General features: G+C 72.6%; 15 protein-coding genes. 3 read left to right on the forward strand and 12 right to left on the reverse strand.

What is annotated here, in order from left to right:
* Nucleotides 1-321 (forward strand): substrate-binding domain-containing protein (locus AS029_RS16610; protein ID WP_139168177.1); only part of this gene is annotated, 321 nt, incomplete at its 5' end.
* A gap of 227 nt (nt 322-548) precedes the next feature.
* On the forward strand, nt 549-2,012 hold the full coding sequence (locus tag AS029_RS16615) for a mannitol dehydrogenase family protein (protein ID WP_058233712.1): 1,464 nt from the start codon (nt 549-551) through the stop codon (nt 2,010-2,012).
* A 164-nt stretch (nt 2,013-2,176) separates the two neighbouring features.
* Here AS029_RS16615 and AS029_RS16620 read toward each other — a convergent pair whose 3' ends face one another.
* The 8 genes from AS029_RS16620 to AS029_RS16655 all read right to left on the reverse strand — a co-directional run bounded on the left by AS029_RS16620 (nt 2,177) and on the right by AS029_RS16655 (nt 11,316).
* Nucleotides 2,177-3,304: an alpha/beta hydrolase family protein gene (locus tag AS029_RS16620; RefSeq protein ID WP_058233713.1), complete on the reverse strand. Its 1,128-nt coding sequence runs from the start codon at nt 3,302-3,304 to the stop codon at nt 2,177-2,179.
* Nucleotides 3,301-4,224, reverse strand: a complete 924-nt coding sequence (locus AS029_RS16625) for a hypothetical protein (protein ID WP_139168178.1) — start codon at nt 4,222-4,224, stop codon at nt 3,301-3,303. The genes AS029_RS16620 and AS029_RS16625 overlap by 4 nt, the downstream gene beginning before the upstream one ends.
* Nucleotides 4,221-4,652: a hypothetical protein gene (locus AS029_RS16630; RefSeq protein ID WP_139168179.1), complete on the reverse strand. Its 432-nt coding sequence runs from the start codon at nt 4,650-4,652 to the stop codon at nt 4,221-4,223. The genes AS029_RS16625 and AS029_RS16630 overlap by 4 nt, the downstream gene beginning before the upstream one ends.
* 52 nt (nt 4,653-4,704) lie before the next feature.
* Entirely contained in the window at nt 4,705-5,349 is a 645-nt protein-coding gene (locus AS029_RS16635; protein ID WP_139168180.1) for a helix-turn-helix domain-containing protein, read from the reverse strand.
* Nucleotides 5,350-5,671: 322 nt separating this feature from the next.
* Nucleotides 5,672-7,324 (reverse strand): alpha-amylase family protein, encoded by a 1,653-nt coding sequence (locus AS029_RS16640; RefSeq protein ID WP_058233717.1) that lies wholly within the window; start codon nt 7,322-7,324, stop codon nt 5,672-5,674.
* 395 nt (nt 7,325-7,719) lie between these two features.
* Nucleotides 7,720-8,691 (reverse strand): LacI family DNA-binding transcriptional regulator, encoded by a 972-nt coding sequence (locus AS029_RS16645; RefSeq protein ID WP_139168182.1) that lies wholly within the window; start codon nt 8,689-8,691, stop codon nt 7,720-7,722.
* 263 nt (nt 8,692-8,954) lie between these two features.
* A complete protein-coding gene (locus AS029_RS16650) occupies nt 8,955-9,842 on the reverse strand; it encodes a tagatose-bisphosphate aldolase (RefSeq protein ID WP_058233718.1) in 888 nt (295 codons plus the stop codon).
* 103 nt (nt 9,843-9,945) lie between these two features.
* A complete protein-coding gene (locus tag AS029_RS16655) occupies nt 9,946-11,316 on the reverse strand; it encodes an FGGY family carbohydrate kinase (RefSeq protein ID WP_058233719.1) in 1,371 nt (456 codons plus the stop codon).
* Nucleotides 11,317-11,417: 101 nt separating this feature from the next.
* Here AS029_RS16655 and AS029_RS17440 point away from each other — a divergent pair, with 101 nt between their 5' ends.
* Nucleotides 11,418-12,614, forward strand: a complete 1,197-nt coding sequence (locus AS029_RS17440) for an HAD-IA family hydrolase (RefSeq protein WP_167345300.1) — start codon at nt 11,418-11,420, stop codon at nt 12,612-12,614.
* A 392-nt stretch (nt 12,615-13,006) separates the two neighbouring features.
* On the opposite strand, the gene AS029_RS16665 is transcribed toward AS029_RS17440, so the two are convergent.
* The 4 genes from AS029_RS16665 to AS029_RS16680 form a co-directional block, all read right to left on the reverse strand.
* A complete protein-coding gene (locus AS029_RS16665; protein WP_058233720.1) occupies nt 13,007-15,817 on the reverse strand; it encodes an FAD-binding and (Fe-S)-binding domain-containing protein in 2,811 nt (936 codons plus the stop codon).
* Between the two features lie 100 nt (nt 15,818-15,917).
* Nucleotides 15,918-16,916, reverse strand: coding sequence for a 1-phosphofructokinase family hexose kinase (locus AS029_RS16670; RefSeq protein ID WP_058233721.1), 999 nt, complete (start codon nt 16,914-16,916; stop codon nt 15,918-15,920).
* Nucleotides 16,913-17,740, reverse strand: a complete 828-nt coding sequence (locus AS029_RS16675; protein ID WP_228375987.1) for a class II fructose-bisphosphate aldolase — start codon at nt 17,738-17,740, stop codon at nt 16,913-16,915. The genes AS029_RS16670 and AS029_RS16675 overlap by 4 nt, the downstream gene beginning before the upstream one ends.
* 307 nt (nt 17,741-18,047) lie before the next feature.
* The coding region (locus tag AS029_RS16680; protein ID WP_139168177.1) for a substrate-binding domain-containing protein at nt 18,048-18,368 on the reverse strand (321 nt) is incomplete at its 5' end.

Raw genomic sequence — 18,368 nt, forward strand, 5'->3', positions numbered from 1 at the left:
GACATCGTCGGCATCTTCGCCGCCAACCTCTTCGCCGCCGAAGGCTCCGCCACCGGCGTCCAGCAGGCCGGCAAGCAGGGACAGGTCACCATCGTCGGCTTCGACGCCGGCCCCGCCCAGGTCAAGGCCCTCGAAGCCGGCACCGTCCAAGCCCTCGTCGCCCAAGAGCCCGCCACCATCGGCTCCGACGGCGTCCAGCAGGCCATCGCCGCGCTGAAGGGCGAGGCCACGGAGGAGAAGATCCAGACCGGCTTCACCATCCTCACCAAGGACAACATCACCGGCGAGGGCGCGGACGCGGTCTACAAGTCCAGCTGCTGACCCACCCCCTCTCGCGTGAGGGGTCAGAAACTGTCGCCGCGGACACCCATCAGGCGACGAAAAATGACCCCTCACGCGAGCAAACCCGAGTGCCGGGACTCGGCGCCCACGCCGGGTCCTGGCATCCACCCCCTCCTTCTACGCGCGAGTCGCCGAAATTCGTCGCTTTGCAGTCCCTCGAAGCGACAAAATCCGGCGACTCACGCCACGCACCCACGGAGCCCCGCATGACCGATCTCACCGCCGCCGCCCTCCCCTCCCTCGCGGCGACCGTGTCCGTGCCGACCTACGACCGTGCGGCCGTGCGCGCGCGCATCGTGCACTTCGGCGTCGGCGGCTTCCACCGGGCGCACGAGGCGATGTACCTCGACCGCCTGCTCGAAGCCGGGCACACCGAATGGGGCCTGTGCGGAGTCGGCGTGCTGTCGTTCGACGCTCCGATGCGCGACGCCCTCGCGGCGCAGGACAACCTCTACACGCTCGTCACCACCGCCCCCGACGGCACGTCGACCGCGCGCGTGGTCGGCTCGATCGTGCAGTACCTCTTCGCTCCCGACGACCCCGAGGCCGTCGTCGCCAAGCTCGCCGACCCCGACACCGCCATCGCCTCGCTGACGATCACCGAGGGCGGATACGGCATCGACGACGCGACCGGTGCGTACGTCCCGCGTGACGACCTCACGCTCGCCGACCTCGAGGGCTCCGCCGCGCCGCGCAGCGTCATGGGTCTGCTGACCGAGGGGCTCCGTCGGCGGAGGGATGCCGGCATCCCGGCGTTCACCGTGATGTCGTGCGACAACATCCAGGGCAACGGCCGCGTCGCCCATGACGCGCTCGTCGGCTTCGCCGAACTGCGCGACCCCGAGCTGGCGGACTGGATCGCCGCGAACGTGGCCTTCCCCAACTCGATGGTCGACCGCATCACCCCGGTCACGACCGACGAGACGCGCGCCGCGATCGCCGAGCAGTTCCACATCGACGACCGCTGGCCCGTGCGCTCGGAATCGTTCGAGCAGTGGGTGCTCGAAGACTCCTTCTCAGCGGGCCGCCCGCCCTTCGACGAGGTCGGCGTGCAGCTGGTGGCCGACGTCGAGCCGTACGAGCTGATGAAGCTGCGCCTGCTCAACGCCTCGCACCAGGCGATGAGCTACCTCGGCATCCTGTCGGGCGCCGCCTACGTGCACGAGGTGTGCACCGACCCGCTGTTCGTGGCGTTCCTGCGGGGATACATGCACCGCGAGGCCATCCCGACGCTGCGACCGGTCGCGGGCATCGACCTCGATGCATACTGCGACCAGCTCATCGAGCGCTTCGGCAGCGAGGCGATCCGCGACACGCTCGCCCGTCAGGTGGTCGACGGCTCGGACCGCCTCCCCAAGTTCCTGCTCCCCGTCGTACGGGAGCAGCTCGCCGCGGACGGTCCCCTCGACCACGCGGCGCTGGTGCTGGCCGGGTGGAGCGTGTTCCTCGAGGGGCGCACCGAGGCCGGTGAGCCGACCCCCGCGGTCGACAGTCGTCTCGCGGAGCTGCGCACGATCGTGACAGAGGACCCCGCCGCGCTGCTCGACTACTCCCCCGTGTTCGGTGAGCTCGGGCAGAGCGCGCGCCTGCGAGAGGCCTTCCTCGCCGCGCGGGCATCGCTGGCCGAGCGCGGCGCGCGCGGGGCGATCGCCGAGGTCGTCGGAGGCTGAGGGGGCCTCGGCGCCGCCCGGCCGGGGAGGCTGAGCCCGTCGAATCCCGCATCACGCGCGTGAGCCCGGGGACTCAGCGCCCCCGTCGCGGCGCAGGCCCCCAGGCTCCGCCCCCCGTCGCGGCACAGGCCCCCAGGCTCCGCCCCCGTCGCGGCACAGGCCCCTCAGTGGGCCCGCAGAAACCCGACGATCGCGTCGTGGAAGCGCTCCGGCTCCTGATTCGCCTCGTTGCAGTGACCGGTCGCGTCGAACGCGACCAGTTCGGCATCCGGATGCCGTTGCACGTACGCCACCGATCCCGAGAACGGCACCACGGGGTCGACCCTGCTGTGGAGGATGAGTGTCGGCACCCGCGGGCCGGGGCGCTTGGTTCCGACCCAGGTGAGCGCCCGCGCGTCGACCGCCTCGACGAGTCCCAGAGCGCGGGCACCGACCCGGCTGGCGAGCACGCGCATCGAGGCCGCGGCCACCGTGCGCGGAAGGTGCGCCCCGGCGACGGCGTTCTCGACCACGCGGGTCCAGTCCAGCGCCGGTGCGACCAGGATGAGCCCGGTGACCGTGCCGCGGTGCGGGGACTCTTCGAGGGCGAGCATCGCGATCGTGCCGCCCATCGACCACGCGACGAGCACGATCTCGCGTGCGCCCTGTCCGATGGCGTACGAGATCGCGTCGTCGACGTCGCGCCATTCGCGCGTGCCCAGGGTGGAGGGGAGGGCGTCGGCGGGCTCGCACTCGTCGTCGCCCGCGTACGACACCACGAGCGACATCCACCCGGCATCCCGGGTCGCAGGCGAAGAGCGCAGCGCGCCGTTGCGGCTGGAGCGCAGACCGTGCACGTGGATCGTCCACCGACCGTCGGCCGTGGCGCGATCGCCGATCTCCCACGCCTCGGCGACACCGCCGCGACGAAGCGGAACGCCGACGTGACGGGTGGGGCCCACGTCTTCGGGAGCGCCGATGTTCTGCGACGTCCACGCGGCGACGGCATCCCCATCGCCGAGGTGCTCGGGCCGCGTGAGGATCCGGCGGATGACGCGGTCGCCCTCGATCCGCACGATGTCGCCGACCATCATGTGCGAGCCGTCGTCGAAGCGCAGCCCGTACGTGCCGGGCTCACGACTGTCGTCGACGACGGGAACGGACACGGTGTCGCCGTCGACGGTGACCGGGGTGAACACCTTCGGCGAGCGCGGCGCGACGAGTCGTCGGGCGACGTAGCCGGCGAGCGCGGTATGGGCGATCGCGACAGCGGCGGTGGTGATGCCGGCGCCCACGGCGACGGATCGGATCATGAGCGGACTCCCGAGTCTTGGCGGGTGAGATGGGCGTCGACGTCGTCGAGCAACGCGCGCTGCGCGGAGGTCAGCGGCGCCGACGAGGCGATGGCGGCGTCTTCGACGGCCACCCGCAGCGCGTGCAGACGACTGTCGAGCGGAGCGTCGGGCGACAGCACCGCCAGACGCTGCACGCCGCGCTGTCGGGCGAGGTCGCCGAGGCGCCGCAGCAGGGATTCTCCCCGGCGACGGATCGACGAGGCCGCGCGCGAGGCGCGGAGGATCCCCACGACGAACGCGACGACGCCGAGGTAGAACAGCGGGTCGAAGAGCGCGCTCACCACGTCGTTCGGCCGCCAGAACCGGGTGAGCGTCAGGTCGACGATCTCGGTGAGGCAGCCGAGCGCGATCCCGACGGCGCCGACGCGGAAGAACGGTCTCACCCCCGGCAACGACGCTCTCGCCGAGCGGTAGAGCAGCACGGCGACGAGCGCGATCCCGGCCATGTGCACGACGCCGTAGAGCCACGCGCCGGTCGAGGTGCGCACGGCATCCTCGATGAAGTGGAACGACGACGGCCCGCGCACGGGCATGGCGACGAAGAAGACGACGGCGAACAGGATGCCGAGGAGCACCGGGAACCGCCACCGCAGCGTGTGCACGCGGGCGGTCACCGGGGCGGTACCGGCCTGGATGCCGAGCCACAGCGACACCATCGTGAGCACGTTCTGCACGAGCTTCAGCACGTTCGACCCGCCGAGCAGTCCGTCGAGCACCGGCAGGGGCACGACCGTGCCCTGCGTGAGCAGGGCGACGACGCCGACCAGGGCACCGAGCCAGGCGATGCGTGCGCGCGGGTGGCGCCACGCGGCGCGCGCCCGGCCGACGACGACGGCCAGCAAACCGACGAGCGCCACGTCGATGAGGACGACGGTCACCACGATGACTCGGCGACGCGCGGCGTGCCGTAGAGCACGCGGGCGATGCGATGGGCGACGTGTTCGGCGACCAGTTCCGCCTCGAACTCGGGCGTGGTCAGCGTGGGGTCGTCGTACGGCGAGACCGATGACCGCTCGTGGAGCACGCCGCTGCAGTGCGCGTCGTCGAGCAGGTGACCGAGCTCGTGCGAGGCGGCGAACTGCCGGTACAGCGCGGGGTCGGACGCTCGCACGTGGATGCTGCCCTCGCGACGGTCGGCGAAGACCGTGAGGAAGCCCGTCAGGGTTCCCCACCCGCGGGTGTCGACCTCGGTGACGACGCAGAGCCGGATGTCGACCGCGCTCTCGACCGCCCGCACGATGTCGTCGAAGTCCATGCCCGCGTGAAGCCCCGCTCGCGCGACGGCGCGGTCGGCACGATCGCGCACGCGCCGCATCATGTCGTCCGATTCCGTCACGGCCGTCGCCCCCGTCGGCCGATCATGTCGGGGGCGGCCCGCTGCGCAGGGAGTGTGCGATGGCGCGCAGCGCATCGGGCGACATGTGCCCGAGCGCGCGGAACTGGATGCTGCTGGCGCCCGCCGCGCGCATGGCGTCGCGCAGGTCGAGCTCGGCATCCGTGCGGTCGGTGACCGCCTCGTCGGTGTAGTCGGTGAGGTACTCGGTGGGAACGTCGGCCCAGTGCGCGATGAGCCGCAGGACCTCTTCGTCGAGGACGACGGTGGAGGTGGCGCTCGCGAGCAGGGTGCGCGCGCCATCGGCCAGCAGCGCGTCGATCCCGGCGAGGTGGTCGAGCAGCTCGTCGTCGGTGGCGCCCTGACTCTCGATGAGCCGGCGGACGCGAGCGGCGAGGGGAACCGCGGGAACACGCATCTCGATCCGCGCGGTCGTCTCGGGACTCGCGACCTCTTCGGGCGTCACACCGAGGGCGGCGGCGAGGGCTTCGATGTCGTTGGTGTTGTACGGCAGCGAGAACCCGGCGCGCGACTGGTAGTAGCTCTTGGTCATTCCGGCGCGTTGCAGCAGCTCGCCGACGGTGAGCCCCCTGTCTCTCCGCAGGCGGTCCACATTGGCCACCACTCGGCGGGAGTACCGGGAGGGTGGTCCGACGGCGCCGCGACCCATAAGGCGATCGTAGACGACGCGCTCCGGCACGAGGATCGTAATTACGTCGCATCGTGGGTGCTATTTACGACGCCCTGTGCTTGTATGGAACGAGACCGCGGGCGGGATGACGTGGGGGACCCCCGTTCGCGCGGGCCGGGCGCTCAGCCGCCCGGCCCATCTCCGCGGCGAGCGCGGCGTCATTGGGGGGCGTCGCGCTCGCTCGCCCCTCTCTCGCTCCGTCCGTCGCGTGAGCTCATCCCGGCGGCATCGGACCGTCGACTGGCGTCAGCGTGGAGCGTGGGGCCGTCGACTCGACGGACGACCGCCACGTCGGCCCCCGTCAGGCGATCCGCCGCTCCCCCGGCCGGATCACCCGCCACCACCGGTGCCCGTACCCGTCGAGCGACACCTCGAACCCGCCGTCGACGAGCGTCTCGGCACCCGCCGCGTCGTCGAGCAGGTTCACGACGCGCCAGTCCGCGGCATCCGCCCCCTCGATCTCGAGGCGGAACGTGCGTCCGTCAGGTGCGAAGTTGTGCGCCGCGATGAACATGCCCAGCTCGCTCGTGACCGCGTGGGCGAGCACGCAGGTGTGGGGCTGATCCAGGATGCCGAACTCCCCCCAGCCGATCTCGGGCGAGGCGCGGTAGTGGCGCACGAGGTTCTGCACGAAGCGCAGCATCGAATCGGGGTCGTGGCGCTGCTGGGCGACGTTGACGTGGCCGGGTCCGAAACCGCCGGGCACGATGTCGGCGATGAGGTCGTCGGCGGTCGAGAACCCGGCGTCCGCGTCGCCCGTCCACTGCATCGGGGTGCGGACGGCGGCGCGGCTGCCCTCGATCGCGGGGTTCTCGCCCATGCCGATCTCCTCGCCGTAGTAGAGCACGGGAGCGCCCGGCAACGAGAACATCAGGCTGTACACCAGGCGGATGCGGCGCGGGTCGCCCTCGAGCATCGACGGCAGGCGACGGGTGATCCCCCGGCCGTGGATGCGCTGCCCCTTCTCGGGCGCGAAGGCGGCGAAGACCTCCTCGCGCTCGGCGTCGGTGAGCTGGTCGAGGGTCAGCTCGTCGTGGTTGCGCACGAAGTTGCCCCACTGATTGCCGCGGGCGATCTCGGGCCGGGATGCCAGCGCGTCGCGCAAGGGGGCGGCATCCTGTCGCGCCAGGGCCAGGTAGAGCCGCTGGTTGGCGACGAAGTCGAACTGCATCGTCAGCTCGTCGCCGTCGGCGTCGCCGAAGAAGCGCATCTGCTCGTCGTAGGGCAGGTTGACCTCGCCGAGCATCATCGCGTGACCGCTGCGGCGCGAGACGTAGCCGCGGAGCTCTCGCAGGAACTCGTGCTCGGGGCCGTCGTCGCCGTCGATGAGGAAGGGCACGGCATCCACCCGGAACCCGTCGATGCCGAGCTCGAGCCAGAAGCCGATGGCCTTGGCGATCTCCTCCCGCACCTCGGGGTGGGCGGTGGCGAGGTCGGGCTGGTGCCGGTAGAAGGAGTGCTTGTAGTACTGCCCGGCGGTCTCGTCGAAGAACCAGACGCCGTCTTCGACGTCGGGGAACATGCTCGCGGGAGCATCGTCGGGCACCTCGTCACGCCACTGGTAGAAGTGCCGGTACCGGCTGTCGGGACTCGTGCGCGCCTCCTGGAACCACGGGTGCCGGTCGGACGTATGGTTCACGACCAGGTCGACGATGACGCGCATGCCGCGGTCGTGCGCCGTACGCAGCACCTCGACCATGTCGCCGAGGGAGCCGTAGCGCGGGTCGACGCCGTAGTAGTCCTCGATGTCGTACCCGTTGTCTCGCTGCGGCGACGGGTAGAACGGCGCCAGCCAGAGGCACGTCACGCCGAGTTCGGCGAGGTGGTCGAGACGCTGCGCGAGCCCGCGCAGATCGCCCACGCCGTCGCCATCGGCATCCAGGTACGTCTTGACGTCGAGGTTGTAGAAGACCGCCGTCTTCCACCACAGGTCGCTGGTGTCGGTGAGCCTCATGCCGTCGCGCCCGTCCGGGCGTCGGCACGGCGCGTGCGGTGCGGGAAGGTCGTCATCGGAGCCCTCTTCTCGGGAGCGGTGGCGTCTGTTCCTCCTCTTCTACCCGGCGCACATGCGCCGCGGCCCGGTCTTGCTCCGGCTGCGGCGATGTGCGTGGGCGCGTGGACCGGCCACGCCGAGCCGAACGAGGGCCCGAGCCGACGAGGGCCCCTGATTCCGACCACGGTCCCTGACCCCGTCGAAGGGACCCTGCCCCCGGCCGCCCCCCGGTGACTTCGACAAGCTCAGCCACCTCACGACCAAGGTCCCCGAGCCCGTCGAAGGGACCGGCACCCCGGCCGCCCCCCGGTAGCTTCGACAAGCTCAGCCACCTCCCGGCCGCACGGGGCGCCCGGTCAGAGCCGGCAGGACTCCCGCTCGACGAGAGAGACGTCGATGACCGTGACCTCATCGAGGCCGAGACCGGCGTCGGGCTCGAGGCGCGCGAAGACGCGCTCCGCGGCGAGCGCGCCGATGCGCCGGGGATCTTGATCGATCACCGTGACGGCGGGGGTGAGCGTGTCGGCCATGGGGAAGTCGCCGAAGCCGACGAAGGGCAACGGGTCGGCCCGCAGCACGTGCGCGAGCGCCATCGACGAGCGCGCGTTGGCCGAGAAGATGGCGGTGGGCGGGTCGGGCAGGGCGCGAAGGCGCTCGAGAGCGGATGCCGCGCTCTCGCGGCTCGAGACCTGCGGGGCCACGAGTGCCTCGTCGACCTCGACGCCGGCCTCTCGAAGCGCGCGGCGCCATCCCTCGACCCGCTTGGTCTCGGTCGAGAGGTGCACCATGTCGCCCATGTAGGCGATGCGGCGGTGCCCGTGCGAGAGCAGGTGGGTGGTGGCCAGGTGGGCGCCGGCCTCGTCGTTCTCGGTGAAGGTGTCGGTCATCAGCCCCGCGGGAGCGCGGTCGACGAAGACGATGGGCGTGTGCCCGCGCCAGCGTTCCAGCCACGAGTGGTCGGTGCCGACGGGCGCGATCACGAGCCCGGTGAGCTGGCGTCCGAGCAGCGATTCGAGGGCGGCGCGCTCGTCGGCCGGATCGTCGCCGAGGCTGGTGACCAGGGTCGACAGGCCGTGGCGGCGGGCGGTGTCTTCGACGGCGCGCGCGATGGCGGCGAAGAACGGGTCGACGACGTCGGGCACGGCCACGCCGATGACCGACGCGCGGCCGGCCCGGAAGGTGGTCGCGAGGGCGTTGGGCACGTAGTTGAGCTCGCGCATCGCGGCCTCGACGAGGGCGCGGGTGTCGGGCAGCACGTGGGGGTCGTCGTTGAAGACGCGCGACACGGTCTTGGTGCTCACCCCGGCGCGCTGGGCGACATCGCGCATCGTGGTCACGAGGCACCTCCGGAGTGTGGGCGAGTGGGGGCTTCGACGTGCAACCTTATCCGCCGGCCGCCGGAGGGTGCGGTCGCGGTCGTTTGGGACGCGCGCGGCGATCGTCCGCGGCATCCGTCGCCCGGGTGCACCGGCCGGCGCCCCGTCCGCCCGGCGAGGCGGCGCCCGTCACCCGCGCGGGCGCGCGGTGAACGTGTCCGATGGGGGCCGGACACGTTCACGGACGATCCATACGCCGGGCGGACGGGCGCATGTCAGCGACCGTCGACGGCGTCGGCGAGCTCGCGCAGGCGAGGAAGTGCGCGGCCCGACAGCAGCTCCTCGCGGCGGTCGGCGTCGATCGAGAGGCTGTCCTTCCACAGCGACCGGCCGGCCATGGCACCCGACGCGCCGTTGGCGACGGCCGTGCGCACCTGCTCGATGAAGGTCTCGTGGTCGACCCCGGCCGACAGCACGGCCCACGGCACGCCCTGCGCGGCCTCGGTCACGCGGGCGCTGGCCTCGGCCGAGCCCGGGTACTGCAGCTTGAGGATCTTCGCGCCGCACGCCACGGCGAGGGCCGCACCGTCGACGACGAGGTCGGCGAACTTCTCCTTGTACTCCTCGTCGCTCTCACCCTCGAGCTGGTAGGTGAGCAGCTCGACGATGAGCAGCAGACCCTCGGCCTCACAGGCGGCGACGAGGTCGCGGATCTCCCGCGCGACGCGGGAGTCGGCATCCTGCTTGTCGGGGCGGGTGTACCAGAGCATCTTCGCGACGTCGGCGCCCTGCTCGCGGATGGAGTGCGGCGTGGTTCCGGGAACGTAGCGCGTGTACTTCAGGCCGTCGACCGTCTCGGCACCCGAGGCGTCGAGCCCGACGACGAGGGCGGTGTCACGGGCGAGCACGCCGTCGTCGACGATCTGCGGCAGCGCGACCTCGGGGTCGAGCAGGATCGCGGGAGCGTGGTTGGCGAGGTGGCGCACGAGGTCGGCCTTGACCTCGGCGAGCTCGTCGCGCGAGATGGCGTCGGAGCCGTTCGGTGCGTCCTTGATGGCGGCCTTCATGCCGTTGCGCTGGTCGGCGGCGACGATGAGCATGTGGCCGTCGGGGGTGCTGATCGACTGGAGCGCGCGGCGCTCGAGCGTGGTGAGTGCGTTCATGATCTCTCTTCTCTCGGTTCTTCTCGCGCCGATCGGCGCGGGTGGTCTTCTTGCGCGTCCGGTCTCGGGGCGCGGGTCGTGTTCGGGGCGGTGAAGGGCGGGGTCAGGAGGGGATGGATGCCGTGACGAGCCGCCGCGCCATGTCGGCGGCTCCGTACGCGACGTCCTGCTCGCGGGTGGACAGGGACGGATCCGGCAGCACCTCGGCGCGGGCGCGGCGGACGCTGGCCATGCCCGCCCACCCGCCGGTGAGGGTGGAGCGGGTGGCCGGGGCGACCTCCCGGTCCATCGCGGCGATGAGGGCGGCGACCTCGTCGTTGCTGTGCCGGAGCACCGCTCCGAAGATCTCGGCCGGGGACGCCTCGGTGTGCAGCGTGAGCCGCAGCACGCCGTCGTCGTTGCGCGCTCCGGTGACCTCGACGGCCCCCGCGGGCAGCTCGCCCTCGTACGGCAGCGTCATCACCGCGGCATCCAATGCGTCGCGCCCGGCGCGGTCGCTGATCCCCGCCGCGTGCAACGCGCGGCGCAGCAGCAGGCCGGTCTTCACCCCGGCGACGAGCACGTGCTGGCCGGGGACGACGTGGCGCACCTCGTTGATGAGGGCATCGGCCAGGCGCCGGCGAGCCGCGAAGCCGAGAGGCGCATCGAGCACGCGCAGCAGCACCTCGGCGGTGCCGAGCGAGACGTGGTAACTGTCGGCATCCAGGGTTCCGTTGGCTTGCGCGGCGACGAGGTGGTCGTGACCGGCGACGGTGAGGGCGGCGCCCGCGATCCGGGGACCGAAGGCTCCGGATGCCATGCCCCACGGCACTCCCCCTCCGCGCAGCGGTGGCAGAAGGTCGGCGTCGACGCCGAGCGCGTCGAGCATCGCGGGCCAGGCGGCGCCGGAGTCCTGGTCGATCAGCCCGGTGCGCGAGGCGAGCGAGAGCTCGAGCGCGACATCGCCCCCGAGGGCGGCGACGACGAACTCGGGCAGGTCGAGCCAGCGGAGGCCCGTGAGGTCGGTGCCCTGATCGCGCAGCCACGCGAGCTTGGCGACGCTCACCTGGGCGCCGAGCGGCAGGCCCGTGCGACCGGCGAACTCCTCGCGCACCTCGGCGGGGAAGGCGGCGATCTGGTCGAGCCCGCGCGGGTCGAACCACGCGAACCCCGGGCCCGCGGCAGCGCCGTCGGCATCGATCAGGATGCCGGTCTCGCCCATGCCGGCGACAGCCAGGGAGGTCAACGGCTCGGGCGTCAGCGGTGCCAGGTGGGCATCCACCAGGTCGATCAGGGTGCGGACCGAGGCCAGCAGGTCAGCAGCGTCGATGTCGGTCGTGCCGCCCTCGCCCACGCGCCACGGCGTCGGCACCTGCGCGCCGGCGATCTCCACCCCGTCGTCGTCGATGACCAGCATCTTGATCGCCGTGCTGCCGAGGTCGAGCCCGGCGTGCAGGCGCGACGGAGATGGTGCCATGTCACCGGTGTCTTGCATGCGCGGCCGTCCTCTCCGGAACTTCTCTCAGTCCCGGAATTCCGTGCATGACACCGGTGACTTGCTACGTCTATGGTGGGGGTATGCCGACGCCGTGTCAAATGTCCGAATCGCTCGCCGTCGTCGTCGCCGGAACCGCCGGCAGCGGCAAGAGCACGCTCGGCCGGGCGCTCGCCTCCGCGCTGCGCGCACCGCTCGTCGACCTCGACAGCGTCACGACCCCGTTGCTCGACGCCCTGCCCGCAGACGTGCTCGGCGGGCACTGGCTCACCTCCCCGCACGCCGCCGCGGTCCGCGCCGGACGCTACGCGGCACTGCGCGCCACCGCCGCCGACGCCCTGTCGACCGCGGGCCGCGTCGTGGTGGTCGCCCCCTTCACCGCCGAGCTCGCGGGAGGCGCCGAGTGGCACCAGCTGCGCGACGCCCTCGCCCCCGCCGAGCCGCACGTGGTGCACGTCGACGGAGACCCCGCCGTGCTGGCATCCCGTCGCTCTTCGCGCGGGGCGTCCCGTGACGCGTACCGTCCCGACACCGCGCCCGTCCTGCCCGCGATCCCGGTGACCGCGGTGGATGCCGAGCTGTCGACGGCGCAACAGCTGGCCCGAGTCCTCCCGGCGCTCGGGCTCCGCCGACCGGTCGACGCCGATGCCGACATCTTCACGCGAGACTTCGACGCCGTGCTGTTCGACCTCGACGGCACACTGGTGGACTCCACGGCATCCGTGGTCCGTTCCTGGCGCCGGTTCGCCGAGCACTTCGACGTGTCGATGGAGGCTCTGCACGCCAATCACGGCCAACCCGCCCGTACCCTCGTGGGCCTGCTGCTCCCCGCCGACCGCCACGCCGAGGCGCTCGCGCACGTCACCGACCTCGAGGTGACGGATGCCGTGGGGCTCCTCCCCATCCGCGGGGCCGCGGACTTCTTCGCCGCGGTGCCTGCCGACCGCCGGGCGATCGTGACATCGGGGTCCGTTCCGATCGCAACCGCCCGCCTCGCCGCCTCCGGCTACGACCGGCCCGACGTGTTCGTCACGGTCGACGACGTGGTGAACGGCAAGCCGCACCCCGAGCCGTTCCTGACCGCGGCCGCCCGCCTCGGCGTCGAACCATCGCGCTGCCTCGTCGTAGAGGACGCCCCCGCCGGCATCGCCGCCGCCCGGGCCGCTGGCTGCGCGGTGCTGGCGTTGACCGGCACGACCGCGGAGGCGGAGCTGACCGCCGACCTCGTCGTGGACGGGCTGGATGCCGTGCGGCTCGAGGTCGCGGCATCCGGGGCGCTGCGGCTGATGCCGGCCTGACCCGACGCCGCGGGCTCGCCCGGTGGCGTCCGCTGCTCCGGACCCTCCCGCCGCCGTGTCACGGCGAGGCGCCCGACACGACTCCTGCAGATCGGGTCGTCAGGCACGCGGGGGACGCCGCTCGTCCGCGACAGCAGGAGTTGTGCTGGCACGACGCGAGGCTCGACCCCCGCAGCCCTCGGCCGCACCCCGTGCCGCAAGAGATGGCCGCCGGCGCCGGGCACTGGCCGAGCTGGTCACGACTCCTGCAGATCCGCCGTCGGAAGCCGCCCACATGCCTACAGCGCACACCGCAGGAGTCGTGCACGTCCGCACCGACCGGCGCTCCCCCGCCCCGGCCTCAGCGTCGGGGCGGTCCCGCTGACCCCAACGTCCGACAGGGCCCGCACGCCTCACCGCGTCGCCTTCTCCAGCAGCTCCAGCACGTGCACGTACGACTCCCCCGTCGCCTTCGTCATGCCCAGCTCGCACGTGCGGTTGCAGGATGCGTGGGCGTCGGCGCCCCACCCGGCGACCTCCGCCGCCTCGGGCGCCGTCGCGGCCTCGGTCAGTTCCGGATGCAGCATCCCCCGATCCCCCGCGTACGCGCAGCACCCCCAGGCATCCGGCACCCGCACCTCGGCTGCCACCGCTTCACCGAGAGCCCGTAGCGCCGGATCGATCCCCAGCTGCGTCGACGAGCACGTGGGGTGGAGTGCCAGCAGCTCGGCCACCGGTTGCGGGGTGAGACGAGGAAGAAGAGTGGATGCCGCGAAGGCCACGGCGTCCACGACCTCGATGCCTTCGTCGCGCAGGGTCGCGGCGAATCCCTCGGTGCAGCTGGAGGCATCGCAGACCACCGGGAGTGCCCCGTCGCGCGAGGCTGAGCGCACCGCCGCCCGCACCCGGTCGGTCATCGTCGCGTGGCCCTTCGCGAAGCCCTTCGACGACCAGGGCGTTCCGCAGCACAGGGCGTCGATGCCGTCCGGCACGACCGCCGCGACACCCGCACGTTCGAGCAGCCGCGTGAACGCCGCGGTGGCGCCGATGCCGTCGGCCGGGCCGAACATGCTGCCCACGCACGCCGGCAGGAAGACGACGGAGGGCTCGGCACCGGCAGCCCCCACCCGAGACCCGAGCGACCGCCGCGACGACCCACCCGCGGGAAGCTCCGCCGAATACCGCGGCACCGTGTCGGCACCGAGCACCGCCCGGGCGGCATCCGTCACCGTCCGCACCACCGGCATGGGCACCGCGGCGGCGACCGACAACGCCGCGGATCCCGCCCGCGTCACCGCACCCCACCCCGTCGCCGCCGCCGACCACCCGGCCGCGAGGACCGGGTTCGCGTCCTCGCGGCGGAAACGCTTCATGAGAGACCCCGTGTTGATGAGCACCGGGCACGCCGTCTGGCACATGCCGTCGACGGCGCACGTCTGCACGCCGTCGTAGTCGTAGTCCTTCTCGAGCTCCGCCACGAGTGCACCGTCGCCGCGCAGGCGCGCTGCCGTCGAGGCCCGCCGCACGACGATGCGCTGGCGTGGCGTGAGGGTGAGAGACCGACTCGGGCACACCGGCTCGCAGTACCCGCACTCGACGCAGCGGTCGGCCTCGGGCTCGATCGACACCGGCGCCTTCAGGTGGCGCATGTGCGCCCCGGGGTCGTCGTCGATGATCACCCCGGGATTCAGGATGCCGCCCGGGTCGAGCAGACGCTTCAGCTCGACCATCACGTCGTACAGCTCGTCGCCGTACTGCCGGCGCACGTACGGCGCCATGGCTCTGCCCGTGCCGTGCTCGGCCTTGAGGTTGCCGCCCGCCTCGAGCACGAGGTCGACCATGGCGTCGGTGAACCCCTCGAAGCGGCCGAGCGCCTTCGCCCCTTCGAAGCGGTCGGTGAGCATGAAGTGGACGTTGCCGTCTTTGGCGTGGCCGAAGATGACGCTGTCGTCGTAGCCGAAGCGCGCGAACAGTTCCTGCAGTCCCTCGCAGGCGTCGGCGAGACGCTCGACCGGCACGACCACGTCTTCGAGCAGCGCCGTCGTTCCGCTCGGCCGCGCACCGGCGACCGAGGCGTAGAGGCCCTTGCGGAAGGTCCAGGCGGCGGCGCGCTGCACCGGGTCGCTCGAGAACACGGCGGGGTCGAGCAGGGCCTGTTCGTCGAGCACGCATGAGCCGCTCTCGGCGAGCACGCGGAGGGTGTCGACGTCGTCGGCGTGATACTCCACGAGCAACGCCGCCTGGGTCGTCGCCTCGAACCCGTGGATCGCGGCGGGCGTCCCGGCCAGACGCTGGCCGACGCGCAGGGAGGTGGCATCCATCAGCTCCAGCGTCGCCGCGCCCGTCGCCACCAGCGCCGGGAGGGACCGGGTCGCCGCGTCGAGCGTGGGGAAGACCGCGAGGGTGGTCGCGATGGCGGGTCGGATCGGCACCGTGCGGAAGGTCGCCTCGGCGACGAACGCGAGCGTGCCCTCGGACCCGACGACGAGGTGGGCGAGGAGAGCCGCGGGGGTGTCGAAGTCGAGGAACGCGTTGAGGGCGTACCCCATGGTGTTCTTCATCGCGAACTGCCGCTCGATGAGGGCGACGCTGGCTGTGTCGCCCACGACCCGCTCACGCAGCCGCATGAGCCCCTCGACGAGCGCCGGCTCCCGGTCGCGCAGCAGCGCATCGGCATCGGGCGCCGCGGTGTCGACGACGGTTCCGGATGCCAGCACGAGAACGAGCCCGTCGAGCGTGCGGTACGAGTTCTCGACGGTGCCGCAGGCCATGCCGCTGGAGTTGTTCGCCACCACGCCGCCGATGGTGCACGCGGCCTCGCTCGCCGGGTCGGGTCCGAGACGGTGCCCGTGCCGCATTAGCCTGGCGTTCACCTGGCGCACCGTCGCGCCCGGCTGCGACCGCACGCGGCGGCCGCCGTCGAGCACGTCGATACGCCCGAAGCCCTGTCGCACATCGACCAGCAGCCCCGCGCCCGACGACTGCCCCGACAGGCTCGTCCCGCCCGAGCGGAAGGTGACGGGGGTGCCGGATGCCGTGGCCCCGCGCAGGATCGCCCCCACCTCGGCCGCGTCGGCGGCGACGACGACGGCATCCGGGGTGAGCAGGTAGTGCGAGGCGTCGTTGGCGTAGGCGACGCGGTCGATCGCGCGGGTGCGGATGCGCGAGACGTCGGCGACGGCCGCGGTGACCTCGGGGGCGATCTGTGGGGGTGCGGAGGTCATACGGCATCCTTCGAACGGTGCGGCCGCGCGATCTTGCGCAGCCCTCTGCGATCGGCGCGCGCGCCGGAAGGGGCACGACGCGGACGCGGCGCCGTCGCGCTCATGCCTCCCCCTCCGCCGTCAGGACGCGGTCGAGGTCGGGCGAGGTCTCGACGAGAGCCCGGATGCCGTGCGGCGGTCCCGCCACGATCGTCGAGGCGTGCGCCACGGCGTGCGCTCCCCACTCGGCCGCCGACGCGGCGGCCACGGCGAGGGGGTCGGCGCCCGCCGCGGTGGCCGCGGGGCCCCGGGTGAGTCCGAGCAGGAATCCCGCGAGGGCGGCGTCGCCCGCTCCGGCGGTGTTGGCGACGGAGGGAGCCTGGGCGCGGGCGAACACGGCGCGATCGGCGGTGACGACGACCAGCCCGTCGGCGCCGAGGCTCGCCAGCACCGTCGTGACCCCGCGCGCGACGATCTCGCGGGCGGCGGTGACCACATCGCCGAGGGTGCGCAGCGGGCGACCGACGGCCGCCGAGAGTTCCTCCGCATTGGGCGTCAGAAGGTCGATGCCCGTCGGGTCCGCGAGAAGTGCATCGAGCGCGCCGCCGCTCGTGTCGACGGCGACCCTGGCCCCATGCTCGCGCGCGGCGGCCCGGACCGCTGCCAGGTCGACCGGCGTGCCCGTTCCCGCGAGCTCCGGCAGGCTCCCCGAGATGACGAGCCACGGCTGCGGGCGCGTACCGAGCTCGTCGCGCAACGCTGACAGAGTGGCATCCCACGCCTCCGGCGACAGCGGCGGGGTGGGGGCGTTGACCTTGGTGGTGGCGCCCTCGGCGTCGATGATCGAGGTGTTGACGCGGGTCGATCCGGGAACCTCGACGATGCGCAGCAGCGGAGCAGTGAGCCCGCCGCGGGCGAAACGCACGTCGTCGGCCCCGAGCACGACCACGGCGGCGGTGTCGGCGCCCCCCGCGGCGAGGGCGGCCGAGACGTTGACGCCCTTGCCGCTGACCTCGCGCGTGTATCTCTCGGCGCGGGTGAAGGTGCCGCGACGGAGCGCGCCGACGCGGTAGGTGGCGTCGATCGCGCCGGCCGCGGTGAGCGTGACGATGCCGGTCATGCGTCGCGTCCCGTGATCACGCCGAGGAGTCGCTCGACCTCGCCGGCGACGGCCGCGCGGCCCGGGGCGAGCCAGCGGCGCGGGTCGATGGCATCCGGATCCCGCTCCAGCTCGTCGCGGACGGCCACGGTCAGCACGGTGTTCAGGTGGGTGCCGATGTTGATCTTGCGCATGCCGGCGCGCACGGCCCCGTCGATGCCGGCGTCGGCCACCCCGCTCGACCCGTGCAGCACGAGGGGTACGGGGAGTTCCGCGGCGAGTCGGGCGATCAGGTCTTCGTCGAGGGTCGCGCTGCGCTCGCGCATGGCGTGCTCGCTCCCGACGGCCACGGCCAGGGCGTCCACCCCGGTGGCCGCGACGAAGCGCACCGCTTCGGCGACGTCGGTGCGCACGCCCGGCGCGTGGGCGCCCTTGCCGCCGATCTCGCCCAGCTCGGCCTCGATCCACGCGTCGGCCGCGTGCACACGGGCGGCGACGGCGGCGGTGCGTTCGACGTTCTCCGCGTCCGTGAGGTGCGCGGCATCGAACATTACGGAACGGATGCCGACGGCCAGCGCGTCGTCGACGAGGGACTCGTCGGTGGCGTGATCGAGGTGCACGACGACGTCGACCCGAGCCGCCTCCGCCAGGCGCAGAGCGGCGGTGCCGGCGGGCGCGATCCCGCCGTGGAACGCGATGGCGTTCTGCGACAGCTGCAGGATCACGCCCGCGCCGGCGGCCTCGGCCCCGGCGACGATCGCCTCGGCGACCTCGAGGGTGATGAAGTTGAAGGCCCCGACCGCGCGGTGCGCGGCGAGCAGTTCGGGCATATCGGCCAGCGGCACGGCGACGTCTCTTTCCTGTCGGGGGGTCGGGGGGTCTGCGGTTCGGGCCGCATGCCGCGACTCCGGCTTTCGACCGATCGCCCGGCATCCGGCGTCCCCTTTTCGCGCGAGGGGTCGATTCGTGTCGCCGCGGAGCGAGCCCGGCGACAGTTCTTGACCCCTCACGCAGGGGGCGGGGGTGGATGCCGGGACCCCGGCGCGTGCGCCAGGTGCCGGCATCGGGTTCGCTCGCGTGAGTCGCCAGTCTTTGTCGCTTCGCGAGGGTCGAGAGCGACGATTTCTGGCGACTCACGCGGGAGGGGGTGGGTCAGCAGCTGGACTTGTAGACCGCGTCCGCGCCCTCGCCGGTGATGTTGTCCTTGGTGAGGATGGTGAAGCCGGTCTGGATCTTCTCCTCGGTGGCCTCGCCCTTCAGCGCGGCGATGGCCTGCTGGACGCCGTCGGAGCCGATGGTGGCGGGCTCTTGGGCGACGAGGGCTTGGACGGTGCCGGCTTCGAGGGCCTTGACCTGGGCGGGGCCGGCGTCGAAGCCGACGATGGTGACCTGTCCCTGCTTGCCGGCCTGCTGGACGCCGGTGGCGGAGCCTTCGGCGGCGAAGAGGTTGGCGGCGAAGATGCCGACGATGTC

This window comes from Microbacterium enclense, from assembly GCF_001456955.1.
Classification (GTDB): Bacteria; Actinomycetota; Actinomycetes; order Actinomycetales; family Microbacteriaceae; genus Microbacterium; species Microbacterium enclense.